This is a genomic window from Streptomyces sp. NPDC006458 (genome assembly GCF_040612135.1).
Lineage (GTDB): Bacteria > Actinomycetota > Actinomycetes > Streptomycetales > Streptomycetaceae > Streptomyces.
Genome location: NZ_JBEXPR010000004.1, coordinates 281960 through 300325, shown reverse-complemented (window position 1 = coordinate 300325; position 18366 = coordinate 281960). Strand labels below are relative to the sequence as shown.

The following is an 18366-nucleotide window of genomic DNA, read 5'->3' as shown; positions in this document are numbered from 1 at the left end:
ATCGGATGCTAGCCAGATGCTCATCGGAGCAGCAGCTGGATCCTCTGTGACATATCCCTCTCCGTGCGGTATAACGCCTCCGCTCCTGTTCCGGCCGGCCGTCGTGCCGCCGGGATTCTCTCCGGAGGCACGCGAGTGAGACGTCCCTCGGACGCCGCCGCCCCGCGTGCCGGGGACGGTGCCGCGCACGGCCCGCCCCCGGCAGGGCCTCGGATCAGGGCGCCGACAGGTCGCCGCGGACCGTGCGGGCCGCCGCCACGAGGTTCTCCAGGCAGGCGCGGGTCTCCGGCCAGCCGCGGGTCTTCAGGCCGCAGTCCGGGTTGACCCAGAGCCGTTCGGCGGGAATCGCCTTCAGCCCGGTCCGCAGCAGGCCCGCCGCCTCCTCGGCGGAGGGCACCCGCGGGGAGTGGATGTCCCAGACCCCGGGGCCCGCCTCACGCGGGTAGCCGTGCGCGGCGAGCTCGCGGGCGACCTGCATATGGGAACGGGCGGCCTCCAGACTGATGACGTCGGCGTCCAGGTCGTCGATGGCGCGGACGATGTCACCGAACTCGGCGTAGCACATGTGGGTGTGGATCTGGGTGTCCGGCCGCACCCCGCCGGTCGTGAGACGGAACGCCTCCGTCGCCCACGCCAGGTACTCCGGACGGCCGGCGGCGCGCAGCGGCAGGGTCTCGCGCAGCGCGGGCTCGTCCACCTGGATCACGGCCGTGCCCGCGGCCTCCAGGTCGGCGACCTCGTCCCGGAGGGCGAGCGCGACCTGCCGGGCGGTGTCGGCGAGGGGCTGGTCGTCGCGGACGAAGGACCAGGCGAGCATGGTGACCGGCCCGGTGAGCATGCCCTTCACGGGCCTGCCGGTGAGCGACTGGGCGTGGGCGGTCCACCGGACGGACATCGGCTTCGGCCGGGAGATGTCCCCGGCGAGGACCGGCGGGCGGACGTACCGCGTGCCGTAGGACTGGACCCAGCCGTGCCGTGTGGCGAGGTAACCGGTCAGCTGCTCGGCGAAGTACTGCACCATGTCGTTGCGTTCCGGCTCGCCGTGCACCAGGACGTCGATGCCCGTCTTCTCCTGGAAGGCGATCACCTCCTGGATCTCGCTCCTGATCCGCTCCTCATAGCCGTCCGCGCCGATCCGGCCCGCGCGCAGATCGGCGCGGGCCGCGCGCAGCTCGGCGGTCTGCGGGAAGGAACCGATGGTGGTGGTCGGCAGCAGGGGCAGGCCGAGGCGGGTGCGCTGCGCGGCGGCCCGTTCGGCGTACGGCTGGGAACGGCGGCTGTCGGCCGGGGTGACCGCGGCGGCACGAGCCCGCACCTGCGGGTCCCGGGTGACGGGGGAGTGCCTGCGTGAGGCCAACACGGCGCGGTTCTGGGCGAGTTCGCCCGCCACGGCGGCCGCGCCGCTCGACAGCCCCTTGGCCAGGGTCGCGATCTCCGTGGTCTTCTGCCGGGCGAAGGAGAGCCAGCGCAGGATCTGCGGGTCGATGTCCTTCTCCACGGATGCGTCCAGCGGTACGTGCAGCAGCGAGCAGGACGCGCAGACGTCGACCCGGTCGGCGAGGCCGAGCAGCGTGCCGAGGGTGGCGAGCGACGCCTCCAGGTCGTCGACCCAGATGTTGCGGCCGTCGACCACACCGGCGACCAGGCGCTTGCCGGGCAGGCCGCCGACGGCGGCGAGCGCGTCGAGGTTGGCGGCCGCGGGGCCGGTGAAGTCCAGGCCGAGACCGTCGACCGGGGCCTTGGCCAGTACGGGCAGCGCGTCGCCGAGGCGGTCGAAGTACGAGGCGACCAGCAGCTTCGGCCGGTCGGTGAGCGCGCCGAGATACCGGTAGGCGCGTGCGGCCGCGGACAGTTCGGCCGCGGACCGGTCCTGGACGAGCGCCGGCTCGTCGAGCTGGACCCACTGCGCCCCGGCCGCGCGCAGATCACCGAGGACCTCCGCGTACACGGGCAGCAGCCGGTCGAGCAGCGTAAGCGGCTCGAAGTCCTCCCCCGCGCCGCCGGCGGCCTTGGCGAGCAGCAAGTACGTGACGGGGCCGACCAGGACGGGACGGGCGGTGAGCCCGAGGGCCTGCGCCTGCGTGAACTGGGCGACCTGCTGCGACGAGTCGGCCGAGAACACCGTGCCCGGTCCCAACTCGGGCACCAGATAGTGGTAGTTGGTGTCGAACCACTTGGTCATCTCCAGCGGGGCCACGTCCTGGGTGCCGCGCGCCATCGCGAAGTAGCCGTCGAGCGGGTCGGCGGTGAAGGCGCCTCGGTGCCGTTCGGGGATCGCCCCGACCATCACGGTGGTGTCGAGGACATGGTCGTAGTACGAGAAGTCACCGGTCGGTACCTCGTCGATACCGGCCTCGTCGAGCAGGCGCCAGTTGGCGGCGCGCAGGTCGGCGGCGATGGCGTGGAGGGCGTCGGCGGTGACGCGGCCCTTCCAGTAGCCCTCGACCGCCTTCTTCAGTTCCCGGTCCTGACCCTGGCGGGGGTAGCCGTACACGGTGGCCCGTGCTGCCGCGGCTGCGGGCTTGGTGGTCACGGAGATCTCCTTCGCGAGATGATTCCCTGAGATCCCGGAGACGGGACGAGAACGCGAAGGGTGACGCGGACCCGGCGGTACGCACTGCGCGACAAGGCACAGCCGTCCGCCTGGTACGTACGCCGACCCGCCCTCGAGGTCACCAGGATGTCCGCGCACGGAGTCGTCCGTGTGCGGGCAACGGGCAGGTCTTCGGACTCGCGGGCACGTCTCCTCGTACGAGACACCTACTGGCCGTCGCTTCCCAGACCCAGTGCGTCGGGTCCAGTGCTGATGACGGCGGTCGTTCCCACTCACCGCTGCGGGGCAGTCCCGGATTTCCACCGGGTTCCCTCTTACGACGCGTCCCGCCTGGCTGACGGGGCGAACCAGTTGCGTACGCCACACTACGGCGCCCGCCCGCCGCGAGCGACCCGGTGCTCGGGATCCGGATCGTGACAGCGCGGTCCGGGTGGAGGCAGTGTGCGGTCCGGCGGCCGTCGGAGTCAGTGCTGAACGGCCATCGCCAGGGCGGTGAGCACACGCTTGGTCTTGTTCTCGGAGTGCTCCGAGGGCGTCACCCCGCGAGCGCGCACGGCGTCCTCCAGCTTCCGCTGCTTGCGCTCGGCCCGCGCGACGAGCTCCTCGGCGTCGTCGTCTTCCTTGGGCTTCACCCGGATCGAACACTCCAGGAACTCCAGCCCGGCGACCGACCACGCCTCCAGGTTCCCCTCCAGATCGTCGAGCGGTACGTCGTCGAACCTGGTCGCGAGGACCGGCCCGAGCGCGACCAGCGCGTCGACCTGGACGTCGGGAGCGCAGGCGTGCAGGAACTGGTCCCGCACGGGGTCGATAGGCAGGGTGGGACCGGCCCCGGGCCCCACCGCGCTCGACAGTGCTCCCGGCGGGTGATCGTGCACGAGGGAAGCGGCCAGCACCCGGCTGCCGGCCGACCAGTCCCGCTCGATCTTGTACGTGAGCGGACTCGCTTGGAAAGGCGCGGAGAACCGGCCGACGAGCTGCTCACGGGTGCAGGGACGCAGCTTGACCGTCAGATCGTCCCGTGCGCCACCGATTCTCAACCGCACGATCGTGCCGCCCTCCAGGAGCGGCAGCCGCCCCTCGGTGACGCCGTCGCGGTGCTCGGCGAACCAGATCCGACGGGTCGTCATCGCGCCGTGCGTCCCACCGAGGGCCGCCAGCGCCGCAGGGACATCGCCCTCGACATTGACCTTGATCTCGACCGGTGACAGGTCCATCGCACGGCTCCCTCACACGTCGAAGGCGATGTCGTGGACGTCGCCCGAGTGCAGTTGCGGTCAGGGCAGTGGAGGACGAGGAGCTGTCGAAGCAGCTTCTCCCAGCGTAGCCGCCCCCTCACCGGGCCGCAGCCCGGATCCGAGGGGGCGGGCAGGAGTGCCGCCGATGGGTGTGGCTGTCAGCCGGGGCGCGAGGCGTCGGGCGTCGTGACCTCGGGCGCGGTCCAACTGGCCAGGACCTGGAGGCCCTGGACGGTCTCCGAGCCCGGCTCGACGTTGTAGACGCACAGGGTCTGTTCCGTGTCGCCCGGGACCTGGAAGGACTCGTAGGAGAAGTGCAGGTCGCCGACGAGGGGGTGGTGGTAGCGCTTGGCGCCGTGGGTGCGGCGCAGCACTCGGTGGTCGTTCCACCAGGTGGTGAACTCAGGGGACTGGAGGGTGAGTTCGCCGACGAGGTCGGCGAGCTGCCGGTCGTGGGGGTAGCGGCCCGCTTCGAGGCGGAGGATGGCCACCGTCTCCGCGGCGATCTGCGCCCAGTCGCCCACGCGTTCGCGGGCCTCGGGGTCGAGGAGGTAGTAGCGGGCGAGGTTGCGGCGGCTGGCGGGCAGGGCGTCGAAGTCGGTGAGGACGGCCCTGGCGAGCCGGTTGGAGGCCAGGACGTCGGTGCGCCGGCCGAGGATGAAGGCGGGTACCTGGTGGAGGGTCTCCAGCATCAGATGCAGGCCGGACCGCACGCGCTGGGCCCTGGCGGGCGCACGTCGCACGGCGGGAGCGCCGGACCGCAGCAGATCGGTGAGGTGTTCGTGTTCGGTGTCGTCCAGCCGCAGGGCACGGGCGATGGCTTCGACGACCTCCGTGGAGGGGTTGCGGGCCCGGCCCTGCTCCAGCCGTGTGTAGTACTCGGTGCTGACGCCGGCCAGCCGGGCCACCTCGTCCCTGCGCAGGCCCGGTACGCGGCGGACACGCCCGTCGGAGGGCAGGCCGGCCTCTTCTGGATTGATTCCCGCGCGTCGCGAGCGCAGGAAGCCCGAGATTTCCTTGGTGCGGTCCATGGCTCCAGTGTGAGTGCGGGAGCGGTGCCGTGTCCGCGCAAAGGTGGTCCTGCCGGTACCTGTTTGGGCAGGGCCAGTTATGGCGTCCCGAGGGGCTCGTACGGGTGGTGTTCTGGATGTGCGGCCGGCGGAGGCCGACCGCGGATCTCCCCTCACTTGACCCTTGGAAGGTACGCATCATGTCCACGAACGCTTTCCCCTTCCCCCTCGCCGGTCGCGTCGCGGTCGTCACCGGCGCCTCCAGCGGCATCGGTGAGGCGTCCGCCGAGCACCTGGCGTCCCTGGGTGCCCGCGTGGTCGTCCTGGCGCGCCGTGCCGACCGGCTGGCGGACCTGGTCGCCCGCATCGAGAAGAACGGCGGCAGCGCGGTGGCCATCGCCGTCGACGTGACCGACGCCGACGCGGTGCAGGCCGCGGCCGACAGGGTGGAGGCCGAGTTCGGCGGTGCCGACCTGCTCCTGAACAACGCGGGCGTCATGCTTCCCGCTCCGATCGAGGAGCTGGCGGCGGGCCAGTGGAAGCAGCAGATCGACCTGAACATCACCGGTCTGATGAACGCGATCGGCGCGTTCACCCCGCAGCTGGTGAAGTCCGCCGCCGAGCGCGGTGTGGCCGACCTGATCAACACCTCCTCGATCGCGGCGCAGAACATCTTCCCGACGTTCGCCGTCTACTCCGGCACGAAGGCGTACGTCACCCACCTCTCCCGGACCCTGCGGGCCGAGCTGGGCGCGAAGAAGGTGCGTGTCTCGGCGATCGAGCCGGGCATCGTCGGCACCGAGCTGCAGAGCCACGTCACGGACCAGGGTGCCCTGGACTGGCTGGCCGGCTCCAAGGAGACCATGGAGTGGCTCACGGCGCAGGACGTCGCGGAGACCGTCGGTTTCATCGCCACGCTGCCGTCGCGGGTAAACCTCCAGCAGGTCACCATCATGCCCACCGGCCAGGCCAGCTGACCGGCGGATTCAGCGGCGTGGGCCCGCCTCCTCCCCCGGGGCGGGCCCACGCATCGGGGGCTGTGGCCCCTCAGCCGACGTGGTGGTCGACGTGGGAGAAGGAGTGCTCCTCGTCCGGGTGCGCGAGCTTGGACAGGGGGCCCATGCCGGCCTCCTGGTCGCTGATGGTCACGGAGCCCAGCACATCGTCGGGGGAGCCGAACAGACCGCCCTCGTCCTGTCGAACAGGAAGATGCCCTGGGAGCCAGGTCCCACCGCTGTCGTGCCTGGTCAGGGGTGGACGGCGGGCTCCTCGGTGGAGCTGCCCGACGTGTTGTGCTCCTGGATCAGTCGCAGCGCCTCCTCGCGGTCACGCCTGTCGAGGGCGTCGACCAGGGCGCGATGGAGTTCGTGCCGGTCGGCGATGTACTCGCCCAGCGGCTGGTCGCCGGTCGGCGGTACGGACAGGGTGTGCGACTCGATCAGGTCCAGCAGGTTGGTGTAGAGCGAGCTGAGCAGCACGTTGGGGCTGATGGCGGCGATCGCCGCGTGCAGGCTCCAGTTGGCGTGCACGAAGGCGACCGGGTCGGCGGCCGTAGCGGCGTCCTCCATCGCGGTGACGTGCCGGCGCAGCCCGGCGATATCGGCCGGTGAGGCGTGCCAGAGCGCGTCCTCGATCAGCAGGGGATCGAGCGCGTCACGGATGCGTACGGCGTCGGCCACGTCGTTCGTCCGCGCGTCGAGTGCGAGGACGGAATGGCCGAGCCGGACCATGGGGGACTGCTCGGCGCTGAACAGACCGCCGCCGGGCCCCGGTTTGACGGTGACCAGGCCGCGCGCCTGGAGCAGACGCAGTGCCTCGTTGAAGGTGCCGACAGACACCTCGCACAAGGTGCGCAGCTCCTCCTTGGTGCCCAGCCGGGAGCCGGGTGGAACGCTCTCGACGAGCTCGGTGACGCGCTGCGCCGCCCGCTCCGCGCGCCCCGACGTCGTCTGCCGGGGCGTCTTGTCGGGCCGGGGGCCGGGCCTGGGGCCGGGCCGGCCGGCGCCGGCCCTGGTGGCGGCGCCCACGTCCGTCGCGTCGGCGGGGCGGTCGGGTGTGGGGGTCACGTCAACTCCTCAAGGTCGTCATATTCAGCATGTTCAAATCGCCGAGACCTCTTGGTGGTGCAGTTCACGCTAGCGCAGCATCAAGGTAATCGTCATGCTGAATTGCTGATGGGCGGGCACGGGAACCTCTGTCGACGGCGGTCGGCCCGCTTGCTCCAGCGGTCCGGGCGGACCCCGCCGTCGCGGCTCAGGGCGACCCGCTCCCATCCCCTTCAGGAGACGCATCGTGCACATCGCCAACCTCTCCGGCCGCCTGGCCCTCATTGCCGAGGGCGAGGCCGTGGACGTCGAAAGGGCCGGTGACGGCGGCTTCTCCGCCGACCCGCGGAGCGTCCACGAGCCGTGGGAGGTGTTCCTCGGTGAACGGATTCGGCCAGTAGCCGACCGAAAGGCATGTACTGAAACAGCGCGCCGCGTCGTTGGACTCCGTACACAGCCGCCAACCTGCCGAACTGAGGCCGACGATGACGACATCCGTCCCCGACGACGCGGCCCCGGCTGGTGAGTTCTGGTTGCCGCCGGAGGAGTACGCCGCGACCCTGCCGAAGGCGACGGTGTTCGGCGCGTTCTTCTTCACCGACGAGCGTGACAGGCCCGTACAACTCCACGCCGTCTACACGGCGGAGCATCCCTGGCAGTGGCCCGGCGGCACGGCGGAAGAGGGCGAGCGGCCGTGGGGGACCGCCGTCCGCGAGACCCAGGAGGAGACCGGTCTCGTGGTGAACGGGCCGCCGAGGCTGCTCGCCGCCGTGTTCGGCCTGCCCGGAGCCGCGTGGCCGCACGCGACCATGGGCTATGTCTTCGACGGCGGCCGTCTCACCGACGAGCAGATCGCCTGCATCACCCTCTCGCCCGCGGAGCACGACGAGGTGCGCGTGCTGCCCCTGGAGGAGTGGCGCGACCTGATGCCGAGGCGGGACTTCGACCGCCTCACCGGCGTCATGGAGGCGCGCCGCACGGGCGTGGCGGCCTACCTCGACTCCTGGGACTGGGACCGCGACCCGGAGGACGGCCGGGCCGCGCACACCGGCCCGGCCACGCGCTGACCTGCCGAAACCCGTTCGGACTACGGAGGAGGGCCGGTCGAAGACCGACTACGCCCACCCGCCCTCCGGCACCGCGCCCGCGAAGGCCGCCGGCACCTACACGGGCACGTTCGAGAGCGACTACTACGGACGGGCCCAGGTCGTCGCCGGCAAGGACGGCACCCTGACACTCGAACTGGGGCCGAAGCCGCAGTCGTACCGGCTGACGCACTACGACGGCGACACGTTCAGCTTCCGGACCGTCGGTGAGAACGCCGTCGGCCTCACCGGGGTCACCTTCACCCCGGACGGGCAGTCCTTCACCGTCGAGTACCTGAACACCGAGGGACTCGGCACCTTCACCCGGACCGGCTCGACGTCCTGACGACCAGCCGGTCGGGCAGAGCCGCGACCGGTCCGTGCGCGCCCCCGGAACGTGCCCGGCGTACGCCGGGCAGACACCCGCGCTCCCCACGCACTGCGCAACGTCCACGAGCAACGTAACGGCCCGTTACTCGGTGACGTCACGGAACGTTTCCTGAGTACCGGCACAGCGGGGTGCCGCGGGCGAGTGGAGGAACGGTGCTGTCGGAGGCGTTGTGGGGACTGGCCGCGGCCGGGGGAGCGGCGGTGGTGGGGGCCGTGGTGACAGACGTCTGGAGAGCGGCGCGCCTGCGGTGCGCGAGGCTGCTCGGCCGAAGGGGACCGGCCCAGGATTCGGACGGGGGCGGGGCGAGACGACTCGGCCCCGCGGCCTCGGACGGCACGAGGGTCAGTACGGCGGGGCGGGAGGCCGCGCACAGACCGCCCCCGGCCCGGCGGACCTGGATCCAGCACAACAGCGCCCACGACGGCGGGACCCAGCACATCACCCTGAGCGGCGACGTCACTGTCGGCCGGGAAGGCCGAGGCCGACGGTGACAGACGAGGTGGACCACGGGAGCGCCGACACGGCGGCAGCGGTGCCGGGGCAGAGCAACGTGGCGGGGCGGGGCGGCACGCAGTACATCACCGGCGGTGGTGACGTGAAGACCGTCAACGTGTTCGTCGTGCTCCCCGAGCACGGGCGCGGGGACTACGACTCGGCATGTGTTCTCTCGCGCCGCGAACGGCTGCGCCGGCAGATGTCGAGGGATGTCCGCACGGCCGCGCGGGACGTCATCACGCGGCAGGGCGTGGAGGCGTTGACGCTCGCCGAGATCGCCCGGCGCGTCGGGGTGACACCCGCGGCGCTCTACCGCCACTTCGACGATCTCGGCGACATCGTGCGGCACACGGCCCGAGACATCGTCACCGAGCTCACGCAACAGTTGCGGGAGGCGATCGCGGGGGAGCGCGAGACGGACTTCGCGGCCCGGCTGATCGCCCCGTCCCGGGTGTTCCGCCGCTGGGCCCTGGCACATCGCCAGGAGTTCCGGCTGCTCTTCGGCACGCCCACCGTCGCAGCCGGGGTGACCCACACCGATGTGACCGCCGAGTGGGTGCGGGAACTGGCTGCCATCTGGGGCGCCGAGCACATGCGGCTCTGGGCGGCCCGCCCCTATCCGATCCTGGCCGACGCCGACCTGGACCCGAGGGTGCGCCGCCAGATCGCCGACTACCGCGCCGCCACGGGCGTCGAGCTTCCCCTCGGCGCGCTGGTCGTCATGCTGTCGTGCTGGCGCTCCCTGTTCGGGCAGGTGGCCCTGGAGGTGTTCGAGCACCTGACGCCGTTGATCGCGGATCAGGAGCCGATGTTCGAGATGCTGGTGCTCGACCTCGTGTCCCGTATGGGGCTGGGCGCCGACTACCGGGCCCCGGAAGGCCTCGGCTGTCGGCTCGTGGCCCAGCCGTCGGCGTCGCTCGTCACCGGGCGACGGGGAACCGCTCGGGCGCGAGCGCGCTGAGGAGGGAGGACACGACGTGTCTGGGACGTCGCCGGCGGTCCGGGTGCCAGCACCGACGGCACCCAGGTCCACCTGTGGAGCTACGTGGGCGGCACCAACCAGCACCGGCGGCCAGTACCGCTTCGTCGCCCGCCACAGCGGCAAGTCCCTCGCCGTGAACAACGACTCGACCGCCGACGGAGCCCGTCTCTCCCAGCAGCCCCGCACCAGTTCGAACGCTCAGCTGTTCACCCTGACCGGCTGACCGGCACCACCGGCGGTGGGGCCTGGTGCACACCACCAGGCCCCGTCGGCGCGCATGTCACGCGCTCACCGGGATGAGCCCCAGCGGTTCCGAGGTGGGCTGGGCCGATCCGCCGGCCGGTTCGACGGTGATGCCGACCGCCACCGCTGCGCCGAGGGGCCCGGTCAGGACGCGGGCCGAGCGGCCCCCGGCACCGGGCAGGAGACCGGCCGGGCGCAGGTCCCCCGACGGGGCGGCGTACCACAGCTCGTACACCTTGCCGTCGCCGAGTGCCGGGAGTCCCGCGGCCGCGAAGGCGGCCTGGTCGGCGGTGCGAGAGACGACGACGGCGGCGGAGGCGCCTCCCGTCAGTTCCCCGGTGTGCACCCTGGAGTCCGGCGCGGTCAGCACGTCGGTCAGAGCCTTCCTCGCGCTCTGCAGTGCGGCAGTCTGGGCGCGGGCGTCCTCTGCGCGGTCGTACTGCCACACGGCGATACCGCCGAGCGTGGCGGCGGCGGCGATGGACGCGGCCAGTGCCCAGGACAGCACGCGCCTCCGACGCTGGACCGACGGCCGGCCGGGACGCGCGGACTCCTGTGGGGTTCGGCCGATCTCATGCAGCAGGTTGTCGAGCAGACGGTCCGGCACAGGGGCCGGCTCGGTGCCGATGAGCGCGAGACCGGCCGCCGTCTCGGCGAGCTCGGCCACCTCGCGCCGGCAGTCCGGGCACGTCTCCAGGTGCCGTTCGAAGGCGGCTTCCTCGTCCTGCGGGAGGGCGTGCAGGACGTACGCGCCGGCGGCCAGGTGCGGATCGTCCTCGGGTGTCATGAGCGGGCCTCCAGACACTCGCGCAGCAGGCGCAGTCCGGTGCGCATCCGGGACTTCACGGTTCCGGCCGGCGCGGACAGCGTGGCCGCCACCTCGACGTAGGTCAGCCCCTGGTAGTAGGCCAGCACGAGGGGGACGCGGTACATGCGGGAGAGCCGGTCCAGGCACTCCCGGGCACGCCGGCGTTCGTCGTCGTCCTCGACGGTCTCGGCGACCTCGTCGTGCTCCCGGCCCGCGACGACCGCGCCCGCCCGGCGCTCACGCTGAGCCGACGCCTCCACGTGACGGACCCGGTCCACGGCCCGGCGATGGGCCAGGGTCAGCACCCACCCCTTGGCGCTCCCCCTGTCACGTCGGTAGCGGCCCGCCGTGCGCCAGACCTCGACCATCACGTCCTGCGTGACCTCCTCCGCCTGCGCCGGGTCGTGCAGAATCCGGCAGGTCAGTCCCATGACCGGGCGCGCCATGGCTCGATACACGCCCGCGAACGCACCCTTGTCGCCGTCCGCGACCCTGGCCAGCAGTGCCTCGACACTCTGATCGTCCTGGCCGGCGGGCGGCTCGGGTTCTTCCTCGTAGGCCGTACCGGGCATGTCACTCACGTTCCGTCGACGTGCTCTCCCCGAGCGATCCTGCACCCCGGGAGACGAGTGCGCAGCCGGGCGGCGTCGTCCGGCCCACCGAGATCACCCCGAGAGACCTCCTGGCGCGTCTCCTGCCCGAGGTCGAGCACCGCGTGCACCGTCTTGCCCCCCGAGGCCGGCGCGACGGTGATGCGGGCCCCCGTCGCGCACACCAGGGCCAGGCCCCGTCCACCGGGTGCGTTCACGTCCGTGCCGGCCCGCAGGCGCGGGACCTGCGGGCTGGTGTCGGCGACGGCGATGTCGACCTCGCCGCCGTACACGGTCAACGCGAGGGTGCAGCGGCCACTCGTATGACGCATGGCGTTGGTGACCAGCTCGGAAACGATGAGCAACGCGTCGGACGCGGGGCCGTGGGCCACGCCGCGGACCGCGAGCCACCGGCCTGTGATCCGGCGTGCCACGGCCGGAGCGTGACGGCTGCGGGCCAGCGCGACGCGGTGACTGGCACTGCTGGCGCGAGGGGGAGAAACGGCGGTGGTGGTCATGACCGGTCCTGGACGATGGGGGGTGACACGGCTTTGTCAGGGATTCGAGACCAGCGCGGCCGCAGATGCATGGTGGGCCGGCCTTTCTGGCTTTTCTGGCCTCGTGGTGGCTCCGCCGGAAGCCGTGGTGGCCCCGCCGGAAGAAACTTCGCCCGCGACTCATACGCGCGCCCCCGTGCCTCGAATCCCTTGCGTCATGGTTCTCGAGCTCTGAAGAGGTGAGCTTCAATGGCTGTTTCCCTGCGGGTCCGCCGTCTGGTGGCGGGCGCCGCCGCCACAGGACTGCTGGCCGGCGGCACCGCCCTCGGCCTGTCCGGAACGGCCGCGGCGGCTCCGTCGACGACGACCGCGGCCACGTCGCTGACCGGTGACCGCCACGACCGCTGCGAGTGGCAGAAGGGCCACTGGGCCAAGAAGTGGGTGAAGGCCCACTGGGAGAAGAAGGTCTACTACACCAAGACCTGGCACAAGGGCCACTACGACCACCACGGCAAGTGGCACAGCGGTTACTGGGACCACGACCGTCACTTCAAGTGGGTCTACGTCCCCGCCCACTGGCACCACTACTGGGTCAAGGGGCACTGGGTCTGCCACCACCGGTGACTCCACACGGCCTGCAGGACCTGGTCCTGCAGGCCGCGCCGTATGAGCGGCCCGAGGTGCGGCCCGGCCTCCGCCGACCCGGCACCGGGCGGCCCGCCGACGTGGCGCACGGTGGCCGGCGGTTCACGCGACCACGTCGGAGCGCGAGGTCAGTAGCGCTGTGCCTTGGCGAGATAGGGGGTCAGCTTCGCGTCCAGGGGCCGACGGCTGATCGCGAAGGCCTGTTCCCGCTGCCCCGGCTCCAGGTTCTCCGCGCCGACGAACCGTGACTCGACCACGTTGCCGCTCGAATCCTTGAAGTCGACCCGCACGGCGTAGGAGGCCTCACCCTGCGTCTTGTTGGTGATGGTCACCACGACGGCGAGCAGTCCGCCGGTCTCCGCCGTCGGCAGCCCGGTCATCCCGACCTCCGACAGCGCGTTGCCCCGGCCCTCGACGTTCTTCAGCTCCTTCTCCGCGGCCGCGCTCCTACGGGCCGTCTCGGCGCTCACCGACGCCTCGAACGCGGAGGCCCGCGCCGACGCGGACGAGGCGGCGGCGGACGCGGAAGCGCGTGCCGAGTCGACGGCGGACGAGGCCTTGGAGGCCAGAGCCGACGGTGGTGTACCGGAGAAGGAGGCGGTGTCGGGCGCGCGGGTGAGGCCAGGTGTGGGCGAGGTCGCGGAGTCGTCGCCGTTGTCCGAGTCGCAACCGACGAGGCCCAGAGTGAGAACCAGGCCGCCCAGCGCGCTCGTCACCGCGCGCCGCCGCCGGGTCTCTCCCTGGCCGCCGTTTCTAGCTACAGACATGGTGCCGTCCCAGGTCGATGATCTGGCACCCCATCGTCATGGCCCACTTGCCCGCGCGCGAATCGGGGAAACCGAGGAGCACACCCGGTCGCCGCCGGGCCCGTCGCGTCGACAGGGACAGGGCAGTGGCGGGTGTCCCGGTGCTTCGAACGGCACTTGGGCTGTGGCGACCCGTCACCGGCAGCACCTCGCACCGTATGCGAGAGAGCGTGCTCCGAAGGGGTGATGCGGCCCCAGCGCGAGCCGGGCAAGGGAGCGCGTCGGGCGGCCGACTGCCCGGAGGGCGCGCCCATCCCGTACTCGGCCGCACAGCACTGTCAGTGGCGGCGGCTACTGTCCCGCACATGGAGTTCTGGACGACGCCGGCGGCTCCGACGTGTGGTTCGTCGCCGAGAACGGCCGGGTGATCCGCCGGTACGCCGCCGAGAGCGACCCCGAGTGGGAGGGCGACCCGCTGCCCTGGGAGACCCTCGCGGTCGACGACCCCGAGTTCGACCCCGAGTACGACGAGGCGCCGGCCAACGCGGGCACCACGGGCGCCCGCTCCGCCTGCGCCTACCTCTCGGTCGACCCCGGCGAGGTCGGCCCGGACACCGTGACCCGCGGCCACGGCTGGCTGGCCGTCACCGCACCGGGCGTCGGCCACGGCGCGTTCCCCGGGACGCTCCGCGTCTGAGGCTCCCTGCCGGTCAGTCCTCGGCCGGCATCACGCGGGTCACCTTGCCCTTCAAGTCGGCTTCCAGATAGCCGGCGACGTATTCGTCCGTGCGGTAGACGGCCAGGCCAAGCGGAGTGTCGAACGTTTCGTCGGCAGCGCGGACCATGACGTAACGCAGGGTTGGCTTCGGCACGTTCAGGTCCTTCTCCGCTCGCTTCAGCAGAGCGGGAACGACGTCCCAGTCGAAGTCGTCCAGGCTGAAGGGGAGGTGGCCGGGGAAGATCGTGCCGCTGATGATGCTCTTCTCGACACCCCGGCCCGGGCGGTAGGTGTAGGTGTCGCACTTGGTGTCGCTGTCCCTGACCATGACCTGCACCGACACATAGTCCGGATAGACGGTGAAGTCGCCCGCGCGGTCCGTGCCGGTCGCGGCCTTGATCTCCTTCACCGCCGTCCGGATGCCGTCCGGGGTGAGCAGGTCGGTCTTGGCGTCGGCCTGGGACGCCGACGCCGAACGGGACGCGGTGGGTGTTGCGGGAGTCGCGTCCTGGTCCTTCGTCGTGGACGTGGACGTGGACGAGGACGAGGACGTGGGCGTGGACGAGCCGGGTGCCTGGGCGTCCGTCCCGCCGTCGTCCTTGCCGCCGCCGTCCGGAAGCAGGGTCCACGCCAGCACTCCCACGAGCACGGTCCCCACGACGGACGAGGCGATCGCGACCCGGCTCCTGGCACGGCCGCCCTGACGCCGCGGTGTCGGGCGGGTGGGGCCCGCCGGGTAAGGGGTCGGCGTTCCGACCGGACCGGGAAGGCCGGGGTACGCGGACGACGGCCCGGTCGGACCGGGAACGGCCTGGTGCGGAGCCGACGGTCCGAAGCCCATCGGCGGTCCGAAGCCGGCCGGTGCGGACGGCGCGGTCGTCGGGCCCGGCGCAGGCGACGCCGGCCAGTAAGAGGCGGTACCCGGCGCGTCTCCAGAGGGACTCGAAGCCGCGCCCCGGCCCTCGGCCGCTTCCGCGAGCATGCGGTCGGCGGTCTGCGCGTCCGGTCGAAGGGCCGGATCCTTGGCCAGCATCGCGGTCAGGAAGCCGGTCAGCGGTCCGGACCGGACGGGCGGCGGAAGCTCCTCGCTCAGGAGCGCCGCCAGCGTCGCGAGGGTGGTTCCCCGGCGCAGCGGGTGATGGCCCTCGACAGCGACGTAGAGCATCATCGCCAGCGACCACAGGTCGGAGCTCGGGCCGCCCTCCTGGCCGGAGATGCGCTCGGGCGCCATGTAGTCGGGCGTGCCGATGATGGATCCGGTCGCGGTGAGGAAGGTCGACTCCCTGATGGCCGCGATGCCGAAGTCGGTGAGGACGGGACGCTGGTCGGGCCTCATCAGGACGTTGGCGGGCTTCACGTCCCGGTGCTGGATGCCGACATCGTGCGCGGCGCGCAGCGCGGCCAGCAGCTCGCGGCCGATCCGCGCTGCCTCGACGGGCGTCAACGGTCCCTTCTCCAGGCGGTCCTGGAGCGAGCCGCCGGTGACCAGCTCCATGACGAGCCACGGGTAGGCGTGCTCCCCGCTGTCCACCACGTGGTAGATGGTCACCACATTGGGGTGCTCGACACGGGCGAGGGCCCGTGCCTCGCGCAGCACCCGCGCGCGGAGCATCGCCGCGCCCTGCGGGTCGTACTCGGCAAGACCCGGATCGGGCGGCCGTACCTCCTTGACCGCGACGGCCCGGTCCAGGACCAGATCGCGCGCCCGCCACACCATGCCCATACCGCCGCCGCCGAGCCGCGCCTCCAGCTGGAAGCGCCCGTCGATGACCCGTCTGCCGGATTCCCCGTCGTTCATGACCGGGAGCCTACGAGATACCGGTGACAATTCCCCACGCAGGTGCCTCCGACAGCCCCGGGCGGGCGCGGTCCACGCCGGTGCGCGTGGACCGTACCGGGGAGTTCGGCGAGGCGCCGGTCCGCTCTCAGCCGGTGTGCAGGACCCGGAGGCGATCGGGTTCCGCCGGGTCCCGGTCGACGACCTGGACCGGCGGCCAGGCCCATTGCCACACGTCGATGCCTGGCACACGGGAGAACCGGATCTTTCCGCGGGTGCCCTCGACCGTGACGCTCGGCCAGGCGTCGGCGACGCGCGCCCGGTCCGTGCCGTGGGAACGCAGTACACCGGCGAGGACGGTGATCGTGTCGTAGCCCTCGAAGGCGACGAAGGAGGGCTCCTCGGCCAGTTGCTCGCGCAGGGCTGTCCCGACTCGCGCGCCGAGGGGGCCGAGGTGCTCGGGCAGGTAGCGCAGGAACGGGATCGCGGCGCCGTCCCGACCCAGCAGCGTCGCCCACTCGGCGAACTCCGGCTGTCCGGCGGGGGCACCGATCAGGAGCTCGGCGAGGCGCTGATCGCCGCGGACGGCCTCGACGATCGGCACCGCCGGTTCCGGGTGCCCGACCAGCAGCAGGAGGGCCGTCGCGCGACTGTCGGCGAGTTCGTCGCACACGGCCGCGGGGGAGAGCGCGCCCATGTCGAGTTCGACGACGGAACCGCCCTGTGCGGCGAGGTGCTCTCGGAGGACGCGGACCCCGGAAGCCCAGTAGACACTCGGCTGGGTTGCCACGGCGATACGGCGGTGGCCGGCGCCGAGGAGGAAGTCGGCGTAGATCCGCCAGCCGTGCGACTGCGCCGGGCACAGGCGCGCGACCCATTCCGTCGGCTGCTCGGTGAGCGCGTCGAGAACCGCTGACGAGCAGAGGTACGGCAGCCCGAGGGTGTCGGCCCTCGCGGCGGCGGCGCGCGCGACAACGCTGTGATACTCGCCCGCCAAGGCGGCCACACCCAGGCCGGCCAACTCGTCCACGGCCGCCGCGGCCTTCCGCGGGTCGGCCGCGGTGTCCCGCACCACCAGCTCCAGCGGCCTACCGGCGATCCCGCCCTCGTCGTTGACCTCCCGAACGCCCAGCTCGAGTCCGGCGAGCAGATGCCGGCCCGCCCCGACCCAGCCGGGCCGACTCAGCGGAACGAGAACGCCTATCTGGACAACAGGTGATGACGCTCCGTCAGTTCGCTCCGGTCCAGGCGGCGATGGTGGCGTGTTCATGCGTCGGCGTCTCCCCGTGTGACGATGCGGTCGCGGTGTGCCCTGATCGCGGAGTGAACGTCAGTGGCGCCGAGACTAGCCGAGCGCGGAGCGGCCGATCTCGGTGCCCCGTCCCGCGCGCGCTGAGTGGACGCATGTCGCACTGCCGCGCCCGGCCATGCTCCCGCGGGCCCACGCGCGCGTCGGCCCGCCGGCGAACGCGGCCGGCGGGCCGACGCGGGTAAGTGCCACAACTACACGAGCAACTTGGCGATCGCCGCCGTCTTGCGCTGCAGCTGCTCGGGACTCACCGAGGCCAGCTCGGTGGCGATCTTGGCGGTGTGCGCCTTCAGCTGCTTCGCCACGGTGGTGTCGGTGTCGCCGTCACCCGCTGTGCCCACCTCGGCGAGGCGGGCAGCCTGGACGCAGGTCTGCGCCTTCGGCTCCAGGATTGTCAGCAGGGCGTAGAACTTGGCGAGTTCCTCGGTGGTCATGTCGGACTCCCGGGTTTGGAGTGGGGCAAATCGTCGCTCAACGTACCAAACCGGTGACGCCGTGTTGCGTCGGCGGGCGGGGGCGAGAGGGAATCCGACACCGTTCGGTCCAGCCACGCCCGCTCGGTCCGACTGAACGCGGCCCTTCTGCACCACGCGTCCCTTCAGGGGCTTTGGAGAGCCGGCGTCGCGGGGTCAGTGGGCCGCTGCCTCGACGACCGCGAGGTCCTCGCCCGTCAGTTCCGCGATGCGATGTGCCGGTACGCCCGCGGCCAGGGCGCGGGTGAGCAGCGCGTCACGGCCATCGGTGGAGGAGCGGTAGGCCAGCAGTTCGTCCTCCAGCCTGGCGACGTCCTGCGGCACGGCCTGGTGCCGGACCCGGCTCAGCTCTTCCTCACCGAGGGGGACGGGCAGTCGCTCGGCGTCCTCGGGGACGGCCGAGGTCGCTTCCGGAGGGACCAGGCGCAGCCGGGGCGAGGTCGCGGTGATGCCGAACGCGTGCAGCCAGGCCCGTACCGCGGGCGTGTCCATGCAGGCGAGGTCCCCGACGGCGGCGGGAGGCACGCCGAGCGTCGAGCCCGTGCCGTTCACCAGGACGAGGTAGGCGTCATCGGTCATCCTCGACTCCTCACACGCGATGTTCTTGCCATGAGCCCTTCGTATACCCGCGGTTGCCCACTTCACCGCGGCAGTTCCCCAGCGGTGGCTGCGCGCTCCGGTGGGGCGGGAGTCCCCCTCGTCCCGGGCCCGGTTCCGCGTCAGGACGGCAGGCAGATCCAGCGCCGCCGTCCGCTGACGC

18 protein-coding genes, 1 pseudogene and 1 riboswitch are annotated in these 18366 nt (G+C 72.0%); of the genes and pseudogenes, 7 read left to right on the top strand and 12 right to left on the bottom strand.

Features of this window, described 5'->3' with window-relative positions; all coding sequences use genetic code 11:
* Nucleotides 1–214 precede the first annotated feature (214 nt).
* The 3 genes from metE to ABZZ79_RS07925 form a co-directional block, all read right to left on the bottom strand.
* Nucleotides 215–2533 (bottom strand): 5-methyltetrahydropteroyltriglutamate--homocysteine S-methyltransferase, encoded by a 2319-nt coding sequence (gene metE, locus ABZZ79_RS07935; RefSeq protein WP_356687605.1) that lies wholly within the window; start codon nt 2531–2533, stop codon nt 215–217.
* 165 nt (nt 2534–2698) lie between these two features.
* Nucleotides 2699–2921: riboswitch (cobalamin riboswitch) on the bottom strand.
* Between the two features lie 97 nt (nt 2922–3018).
* The gene (locus ABZZ79_RS07930) at nt 3019–3771 is read right to left on the bottom strand and encodes a hypothetical protein (protein ID WP_356687604.1); all 753 of its coding nucleotides are present in this window, start codon (nt 3769–3771) and stop codon (nt 3019–3021) included.
* Between the two features lie 179 nt (nt 3772–3950).
* A complete protein-coding gene (locus ABZZ79_RS07925) occupies nt 3951–4823 on the bottom strand; it encodes a helix-turn-helix transcriptional regulator (protein ID WP_356687602.1) in 873 nt (290 codons plus the stop codon).
* 179 nt (nt 4824–5002) lie between these two features.
* Between ABZZ79_RS07925 and ABZZ79_RS07920 the strand changes: the two genes are divergently transcribed.
* The gene (locus ABZZ79_RS07920; RefSeq protein WP_356687600.1) at nt 5003–5779 is read left to right on the top strand and encodes an SDR family oxidoreductase; all 777 of its coding nucleotides are present in this window, start codon (nt 5003–5005) and stop codon (nt 5777–5779) included.
* A 270-nt stretch (nt 5780–6049) separates the two neighbouring features.
* Here ABZZ79_RS07920 and ABZZ79_RS07915 read toward each other — a convergent pair whose 3' ends face one another.
* A complete protein-coding gene (locus tag ABZZ79_RS07915; RefSeq protein ID WP_356687598.1) occupies nt 6050–6868 on the bottom strand; it encodes an FCD domain-containing protein in 819 nt (272 codons plus the stop codon).
* Between the two features lie 464 nt (nt 6869–7332).
* Here ABZZ79_RS07915 and ABZZ79_RS07910 point away from each other — a divergent pair, with 464 nt between their 5' ends.
* From ABZZ79_RS07910 to ABZZ79_RS07895, 4 genes and pseudogenes are all read left to right on the top strand, one after another.
* Nucleotides 7333–7914 (top strand): NUDIX hydrolase, encoded by a 582-nt coding sequence (locus tag ABZZ79_RS07910; RefSeq protein ID WP_356687596.1) that lies wholly within the window; start codon nt 7333–7335, stop codon nt 7912–7914.
* Nucleotide 7915: 1 nt separating this feature from the next.
* Complete coding sequence (locus ABZZ79_RS07905; RefSeq protein WP_356687710.1) at nt 7916–8278, top strand: DUF3471 domain-containing protein; 363 nt, start codon at nt 7916–7918, stop codon at nt 8276–8278.
* Nucleotides 8279–8810: 532 nt separating this feature from the next.
* Nucleotides 8811–9779: a TetR/AcrR family transcriptional regulator gene (locus ABZZ79_RS07900; protein ID WP_356687594.1), complete on the top strand. Its 969-nt coding sequence runs from the start codon at nt 8811–8813 to the stop codon at nt 9777–9779.
* A gap of 15 nt (nt 9780–9794) precedes the next feature.
* Nucleotides 9795–10023: pseudogene (locus tag ABZZ79_RS07895) on the top strand (RICIN domain-containing protein); the annotation flags it as partial.
* Nucleotides 10024–10080: 57 nt separating this feature from the next.
* Here ABZZ79_RS07895 and ABZZ79_RS07890 read toward each other — a convergent pair.
* The 3 genes from ABZZ79_RS07890 to ABZZ79_RS07880 are packed head-to-tail and all read right to left on the bottom strand — an operon-like array spanning nt 10081 to nt 11959.
* Nucleotides 10081–10830 (bottom strand): anti-sigma factor, encoded by a 750-nt coding sequence (locus ABZZ79_RS07890; protein ID WP_356687592.1) that lies wholly within the window; start codon nt 10828–10830, stop codon nt 10081–10083.
* Complete coding sequence (gene sigK / locus ABZZ79_RS07885; RefSeq protein ID WP_356687589.1) at nt 10827–11423, bottom strand: ECF RNA polymerase sigma factor SigK; 597 nt, start codon at nt 11421–11423, stop codon at nt 10827–10829. Before sigK ends, ABZZ79_RS07890 begins: the two co-directional genes overlap by 4 nt.
* A gap of 5 nt (nt 11424–11428) precedes the next feature.
* Complete coding sequence (locus ABZZ79_RS07880) at nt 11429–11959, bottom strand: ATP-binding protein (protein ID WP_356687587.1); 531 nt, start codon at nt 11957–11959, stop codon at nt 11429–11431.
* Between the two features lie 228 nt (nt 11960–12187).
* Here ABZZ79_RS07880 and ABZZ79_RS07875 point away from each other — a divergent pair, with 228 nt between their 5' ends.
* Nucleotides 12188–12562 carry a hypothetical protein gene (locus ABZZ79_RS07875; protein WP_356687585.1) on the top strand — a complete coding sequence of 125 codons (375 nt, stop codon included), beginning with the start codon at nt 12188–12190 and terminating at the stop codon, nt 12560–12562.
* A 149-nt stretch (nt 12563–12711) separates the two neighbouring features.
* Here ABZZ79_RS07875 and ABZZ79_RS07870 read toward each other — a convergent pair whose 3' ends face one another.
* Entirely contained in the window at nt 12712–13350 is a 639-nt protein-coding gene (locus tag ABZZ79_RS07870; protein WP_356687583.1) for a hypothetical protein, read from the bottom strand.
* A 376-nt stretch (nt 13351–13726) separates the two neighbouring features.
* Here ABZZ79_RS07870 and ABZZ79_RS07865 point away from each other — a divergent pair, with 376 nt between their 5' ends.
* On the top strand, nt 13727–14026 hold the full coding sequence (locus ABZZ79_RS07865; protein ID WP_356687581.1) for a hypothetical protein: 300 nt from the start codon (nt 13727–13729) through the stop codon (nt 14024–14026).
* A gap of 13 nt (nt 14027–14039) precedes the next feature.
* Here ABZZ79_RS07865 and ABZZ79_RS07860 read toward each other — a convergent pair whose 3' ends face one another.
* The 4 genes from ABZZ79_RS07860 to ABZZ79_RS07845 all read right to left on the bottom strand — a co-directional run bounded on the left by ABZZ79_RS07860 (nt 14040) and on the right by ABZZ79_RS07845 (nt 18185).
* Complete coding sequence (locus ABZZ79_RS07860; RefSeq protein WP_356687579.1) at nt 14040–15845, bottom strand: protein kinase; 1806 nt, start codon at nt 15843–15845, stop codon at nt 14040–14042.
* A 127-nt stretch (nt 15846–15972) separates the two neighbouring features.
* Nucleotides 15973–17094, bottom strand: a complete 1122-nt coding sequence (locus ABZZ79_RS07855; protein WP_356687577.1) for an ABC transporter substrate-binding protein — start codon at nt 17092–17094, stop codon at nt 15973–15975.
* A gap of 233 nt (nt 17095–17327) precedes the next feature.
* A complete protein-coding gene (locus tag ABZZ79_RS07850) occupies nt 17328–17567 on the bottom strand; it encodes a hypothetical protein (protein WP_356687575.1) in 240 nt (79 codons plus the stop codon).
* A 195-nt stretch (nt 17568–17762) separates the two neighbouring features.
* The gene (locus ABZZ79_RS07845) at nt 17763–18185 is read right to left on the bottom strand and encodes a DUF6003 family protein (RefSeq protein WP_356687573.1); all 423 of its coding nucleotides are present in this window, start codon (nt 18183–18185) and stop codon (nt 17763–17765) included.
* Nucleotides 18186–18366: the final 181 nt, after the last annotated feature.